The 5,928-nt window shown below is 64.9% G+C and carries 4 protein-coding genes and 1 tRNA gene; all 5 read left to right on the forward strand.

All coding sequences use genetic code 11. The features are described 5' to 3' along the window. Nucleotides 1–198: 198 nt before the first annotated feature. The 5 genes from E4L98_RS25720 to E4L98_RS25740 all read left to right on the forward strand — a co-directional run bounded on the left by E4L98_RS25720 (nt 199) and on the right by E4L98_RS25740 (nt 5,819). Nucleotides 199–1,560 (forward strand): cache domain-containing protein, encoded by a 1,362-nt coding sequence (locus E4L98_RS25720; protein WP_135204386.1) that lies wholly within the window; start codon nt 199–201, stop codon nt 1,558–1,560. A 6-nt stretch (nt 1,561–1,566) separates the two neighbouring features. Continuing rightward, a complete protein-coding gene (locus E4L98_RS25725) occupies nt 1,567–2,187 on the forward strand; it encodes a response regulator (RefSeq protein ID WP_135204387.1) in 621 nt (206 codons plus the stop codon). A gap of 251 nt (nt 2,188–2,438) precedes the next feature. Next, on the forward strand, nt 2,439–3,608 hold the full coding sequence (locus E4L98_RS25730) for an EAL and HDOD domain-containing protein (RefSeq protein WP_135204388.1): 1,170 nt from the start codon (nt 2,439–2,441) through the stop codon (nt 3,606–3,608). Between the two features lie 3 nt (nt 3,609–3,611). Then, nucleotides 3,612–5,687: a putative bifunctional diguanylate cyclase/phosphodiesterase gene (locus tag E4L98_RS25735; protein ID WP_135204389.1), complete on the forward strand. Its 2,076-nt coding sequence runs from the start codon at nt 3,612–3,614 to the stop codon at nt 5,685–5,687. 42 nt (nt 5,688–5,729) lie between these two features. Beyond that, nucleotides 5,730–5,819, forward strand: a tRNA-Ser gene (locus E4L98_RS25740). The last annotated feature ends 109 nt before the right edge of the window (nt 5,820–5,928 follow it).

Here is a 5,928-nt window from a genome sequence, read left to right on the forward strand (position 1 = left end):
GCCGTATGCGCGCATACGGCAGAGCCCGTGTGCGATTGGCAGAACTGACCCCGGATTTGGTTTTCTTATATTTAGTATTCACCGGCGTGATATCAGCGCGCAAGCGCAGCATTACGCACGGGCGGTGCGTAGCATTACGTAGGCCGGCGGACGGACGGCAGCGTACAATCGCGAAGTGGACAGGGGAGGGACGCGGCGGTGAAGTTGCGGCAAAAGGTGATTTTTCTGGCGATTACGCCGCTGATAGTGGCGTTGTGTGCGATCGCGCTGGCGGTGCGTCATCAGTCCGAATTGCTGGCGCAGCAGCAGCGCGCGACGATTCAGCAGGCTTATCTGAGCAGCAAGGAGGCCGAACTGCGCCATTACGTGGCGCTGGCCTCGCATTCGATCGCGCATCTGTACGACTCCGGCCGCGACGATGCCGCTACGCGCAACGAGGCGATGCGCATCCTCGGCTCGCTCAGCTATGGCGACGACGGGTATTTCTTTCTCTACGATATGCAGGGCAACACGCTGATGCATCCGCGCCAGCCCGAGCTGGTCGGGCAGAACCTGTTCGGGCTACGCGATCAGAACGGCCGGCCGACCATCCAGAACCTGTTGCAGCGCGCGCGCGAGGGCGGCGGTCTGGAGCGCTACATGTGGGTCAAGCCGTCCACCCGCAAGCCGGTGGCCAAGCTCGGCTACGTGGTGGCGCTGCCGCGCTGGGGCTGGATGATGGGCACCGGCATTTATCTCGACGATGTCGACGCCGCGCTGGCCAAGGTCGATGTGCAACAGTCGCGCAATATCCATAACACCATGTTGTGGATCGCCGGCATCGCGATCCTGTCGTCGGTGACGGTGGCGATTTCCGGCCTGGCGCTGAATGTCAGCGAGCTGCGCGTGGCCGACGCCAAGCTCAGGGTGCTGGCCCAGCGTGTGGTCGAGTCGCAGGAAGAGGAACGCGCGCGGCTGTCGCGCGATTTGCATGACGGTATCTCGCAGTGGCTGGTGTCGATCAAGCTGCAGATCGAGGCCGGCATCATCCGGCTGAGCAGCGGCCCGCCCGGCCAGCAGCCGGCGGCCCAGGGCGTGTTCGAGCACGCGGCCGAGCAGCTGGGCAATGTGATGGCCGAGGTGCGGCGGATTTCGCACAACCTGCGCCCGGCCATTCTCGACGATCTGGGGCTGGCCGCCGCGCTGGCGCATCTGGCCAAGGAATATATGCTGAGCAGCGGAACCCCGGTACACTTCGAGGCATCGGGCAGTACCGACGCGCTGCCCGATGTGGCGAGCACGGTGCTGTTCCGCCTGGCGCAGGAGGCGCTGACCAACATCGAGCGCCACGCGGGCGCGGGCCGTGTCGAGATCGCGCTGGCCGGCGATGCGGCCGGCGTGACCTTGCGCATCACCGATGACGGTCACGGTTTCGACGCCGAGGGCATCGCGCTGCATCCGCAACGCGGCATCGGCTTGCGCAATATGATGGAGCGCATGGATGCCATCGGCGGCCGCTTCGAGATCGTGTCCTCCGGCGCCGGCACGACGGTGACGGCATATGCCGCTAACAATGGTTGAATCAAAATGACGACAAATACGATCAAAATCTTGTTGGTAGACGACCATCCGCTGGTGCGCGACGGCCTGCGCGCGCGCCTGGAGGCGATGCCGCAGTTCGAGGTGGTGGCCGAAGCCGGCGGCGCGGCGGAGGCGCTGGAACAGGCCGCGCGCCATCCGGTCGACCTGGTGCTGATGGACATCAACATGCGCGGCGCCAACGGCATCGAGGCCACCGCCCAGTTCCGCCAGGCGTTTCCGCGCATCGCCGTGCTGATCCTGTCCATGCATGACAAGCTCGAATACGTGTCGCAGGCGATCCAGGCCGGCGCGCGCGGCTATGTGCTCAAGGATGCGCCCGGCAAGGACATCGTGGTGGCGATCGAAACCGTGATGTCCGGCGGCATCTATTACAGCGCGGCGCTGGCGCGCCAGCTGGCGCAGCCGCAAAGCGCGGACAACCAGCTGACCAGCCGCGAGCACGAGGTGCTGCGCCACATCGCCAACGGCGAATCCAACAAGCAGATCGCCCGCGCGCTCGACCTCAGCGTGCGCACGGTGGAAACCCACCGCCTCAACATCAAGCGCAAACTGGGCATCGAGGGCCAGGCCGAACTGATCCGGTTCGCGGTGCAGAACGCCCAGTGAGTGTGGCCCGCGCGCGACGGGCTAGCGCTACCATCGGTGCGCGCACGGTAAGCGTGCGTGTACTTACAGCAATATCTGCTATATTTCCGGTCCGACGTGTTTCTTGCAATTGTGCAAAATAATCGCCCTGCGCGCGGCAAATTGGTCTTATACTGGTCATATTGATAGCGGAACTGCAAGCTGTATGGTAATTGATTGCCTAATGTCAATTGTTGGTCTAAGATGGCGCGGATAACCCCGATGAGATATTGATGTCTGCGTCTGAAATCAGTCTGTTTCCACTGGTGGAATTGCAAGCGGTGTCCAACGCTCAGAACGAGTGGGTGGCCCTGGTGTTCGCGCTGTCGCCCGACAGCGGCGACGCTTTCCAGGCCGCGCTGACGCTGTTCAAGACCCCGGATGTGTTTGCCGCGCTGGCGCCGCTGGAGTGCATCCTGCCGGTGCCGCAGCCGCAACTGCTGGAGGCCGCGCAGCTCGACGGCCTGCCGGCCAACCGCATCCTGTTGCGCGTGCCGGCCGCTGCCTGCGCCGACGTCCCGGTCCAGAAAAAACTCGCCGCCCTGGCCGACGCCGGCTACCGCATCATGGTCGACGGCGTGGCCGCCGGTTCGGCCGCCACCATGTGCAGCGCGCGCGCGCTGATGACCGATGCCTCGGCCGAACTGCCGCCGGTGCTGGCGCTGGTGGCCCAGCCGGGGCCGCATCTGGCCACCCATATGCATAGCGAAGCGCGCATCGCCGAATGCGCCAGCGCCGGCTTCAGCTGGTTTGCCGGCGACTTCGCCATGCATCCCGCACCCGACAGTACGGTCGGCGACGGCACCTCGCGCAAGCGGCTGCTGGCGCTGCTGGGCCTGCTGGCGCGCGACGCCGACTCGCGCGAGCTGGAAGTGTTGCTCAAGCAGGATCCGGCGCTGTCCTATCACTTGCTGAAACTGGTGAACTCGGCCGCCTTCGCGCTGAGCTCGCCGATCCACAGCTTTGGCCAGGCCATCAATGTCCTGGGCCGGCGCCAGCTGCAGCGCTGGCTGCAACTGCTGCTGTACGCGCGCCAGCAGGACGACGGTCTGGCCAATCCGCTGCTGCCGCTGGCGGCCGTGCGCGCCTCGATGATGGAAGTGCTGGTCAAGGCGCGCGGCGGCGACCGCGACCAGCAGGACATGGCCTTCGTGGCCGGCGTGTTCTCGCTGCTGGACGTGCTGATGGGCATGCCGATGACCGAAATCGTCGCCGCCCTGAGCCTGGACCTGGAGGTGGTGATGGCGCTGCTGGACCGCGCCGGCCCGCTGGGCGAGCTGCTGCAACTGGTCGAACAGCCCGACCCGGCGCGGCTGGAGCAGGCCGGCATCGCGCGCGAGACATACTGGGAAGCGCAGCTGCAGGCCTACCACTGGGCAATCCAGGTCAGCAGGAATATCTGAACCATGTTCGCGCCTCCCGACCTCCTCAGCCACAGCGCCGCGCTCTGCGACGCGGTACTGCGGCTGCGCGGCGCCGCGCTCAGCGAAGAACTCGGCCGCATCGTCCGCGGCGTGCTGAACAGCCCGCTGGGCGAATATCTGCCGGCCGACGCCGTGCGGCTGCTGCTGCATCCGCCGGTCCCGAAGGCGCAGGCCGCCAATGACGATGCGCTGCCCAGCCTGAGCCAGGAGATCCGCTACGAGGACCAGTATTTCGGCCGCTTCGTGGTGTCCGGCCGCGCCAGCTATAGCGAACAGGACCGGCAGGTGCTGGCCAGTCTGGCGCACCTGGCCGGCAGCGTACTGCAGGTGCACTCGGTGGCGCAGCGCACCACCCACGCCTACGTGCAGGTGGAGGCCAAGCTGCAGCACCAGGCGCAGATCCTCGACCAGATCCATGAGTCGGTGCTGACCATGGACATGAACGGCTTCATCATCAGCTGGAACAAGGGCGCCGAGCGCCTGTTCGGCTACACCGCGGTGGAAGCGGTGGGGCGCAACATCCTGTTCCTGTACGATGACGAGGACATCGGCTTTCATGACGCCTTCCTCGAGCAGGGCGGACGGCTGATGGAAGTGCGCCGCAAAAAGAAGAACGGCGAGGTGTTCTGGGCCAGCCTGTCGCTGTCGCCGCTGTGCGACATCCACAACAAATCGATCGGCCTGATCGCCTACCTGACCGACATCACCGAGCGCAAGATGGCCGAGGAGCGCATCCACCACCTGGCCTATTATGACGCGCTGACCAACCTGCCCAACCGCACCCTGCTGACCAAGCTGGTCGACCAGGCGCTGATGGTGGCCCAGCGCAACAAGGCGCACGGCTGCGTGCTGTTCATCGACCTGAACCGCTTCAAACTGATCAACGACACCCTGGGCCGCAAGATCGGCGACGCGCTGCTGGTCGAAGTGGCGCGCCGCTTCCGCACCGTGCTGCGCGATCAGGACCTGGTGGCGCGCCTGGGCGGCGACGAGTTCGCGGTCGGCCTGTTCGACATCGGCCAGCATTTCGAGGCCAGCATGGTGGCGCAGAAACTGCTGGCCACGCTCAACGCGCCCATCCTGATCGACGGCCACGACCTGCGCGTCGGCGGCAGTATCGGCATCAGCGTCTATCCGCAGGACGGCAGCGATGCCGAAACCCTGCTGCGTCTGGCCGACATCGCCATGTACCGGGCCAAGCAGGGCGGCTCGGACGGCGACCACATCGCGTTCTACAGCCAGGACATGAACCAGGGCATGCAGGAGCGCATGCGCATCGAAACCGGCCTGCGCAATGCGCTCGGCAACGGCGAATTGATGCTGCATTACCAGCCCAAGTACTCCATCCCGGACGGCAAGATCATCGGCGCCGAAGCGCTGGTGCGCTGGCGCCATCCGGAGCGCGGCTTGGTGCCGCCGTCGGAATTCATTCCGCTGGCGGAGGCCACCGGGCTGGTGGTGCAGGTCGGCGAATGGGTGCTGGAAACCGCCTGTGCCCAGGCCCAGGCGTGGAAGCACGCGGGGCTGCCGCCGATCCGGCTGGCGGTCAATGTGTCGGCGCGCGAATTCACCGCGGCGCTGCCGGGACGCGTCAGCGAGACCTTGAAGCGCTATGGACTGGAGCCGTCGTGGCTGGAGCTGGAAATCACCGAGAGCACGCTGATGAACAACATCGACCGCGTGATCGGCATCATGGACCGCATCACGGCCATGGGCGTAACCTTGTCGCTGGACGATTTCGGCACCGGCTACTCCTCGCTGTCCTACCTGAAGCGCTTCCCGATCGACACGCTGAAGATCGACCGCTCGTTCACCATCGGCATCCCGGCCGACGTCAACGACTGCGCCATCGCCAACACCATCATCAGCATTGCCCAGCAGCTCAAGCACAAGGTGATTGCCGAAGGGGTGGAGACGGCCGAGCAGCTGTCGTTCCTGAAGAATTCCGGCTGCGATGAAGTGCAGGGCTACCTGTTCTCGCGCCCGCTCGAGGCGGAGGCGTTTGAACGCGCGTTGCGTGAAAACTGGCTGCCTGAAACCTCGTCCCGGGCCGCCTGAGGTGGTGTTACCCTCAGAAATCTGTATAATGCTGCAAACTTAGGAAGCGTGGCCGAGTGGTTGAAGGCAGCAGTCTTGAAAACTGCCGACGGTGAGAGCCGTTCGTGAGTTCGAATCTCACCGCTTCCGCCAAGTACCCGAAATCAAGCCCCAGCGATGGGGCTTTTTTTGGTTCATTGCGGATTGCCGGGAAAAGCGGCTTTGATCTTCAGGAAGAAGAAATCAGAGTCGCGATAACCGT

Source organism: Duganella callida (assembly GCF_004614165.1).
Taxonomy (GTDB): Bacteria; Pseudomonadota; Gammaproteobacteria; order Burkholderiales; family Burkholderiaceae_D; genus Rugamonas; species Rugamonas callida.

Excerpts from the sequence above, each read along its gene's own strand:
- E4L98_RS25735 (WP_135204389.1), top strand. The coding sequence starts at position 3,612 with ATGTTCGCGCCTCCCGACCTCCTCAGCCACAGCGCCGCGCTCTGCGAC.
- E4L98_RS25725 (WP_135204387.1), top strand. The coding sequence starts at position 1,567 with ATGACGACAAATACGATCAAAATCTTGTTGGTAGACGACCATCCGCTG.
- E4L98_RS25730 (WP_135204388.1), top strand. The coding sequence starts at position 2,439 with ATGTCTGCGTCTGAAATCAGTCTGTTTCCACTGGTGGAATTGCAAGCG.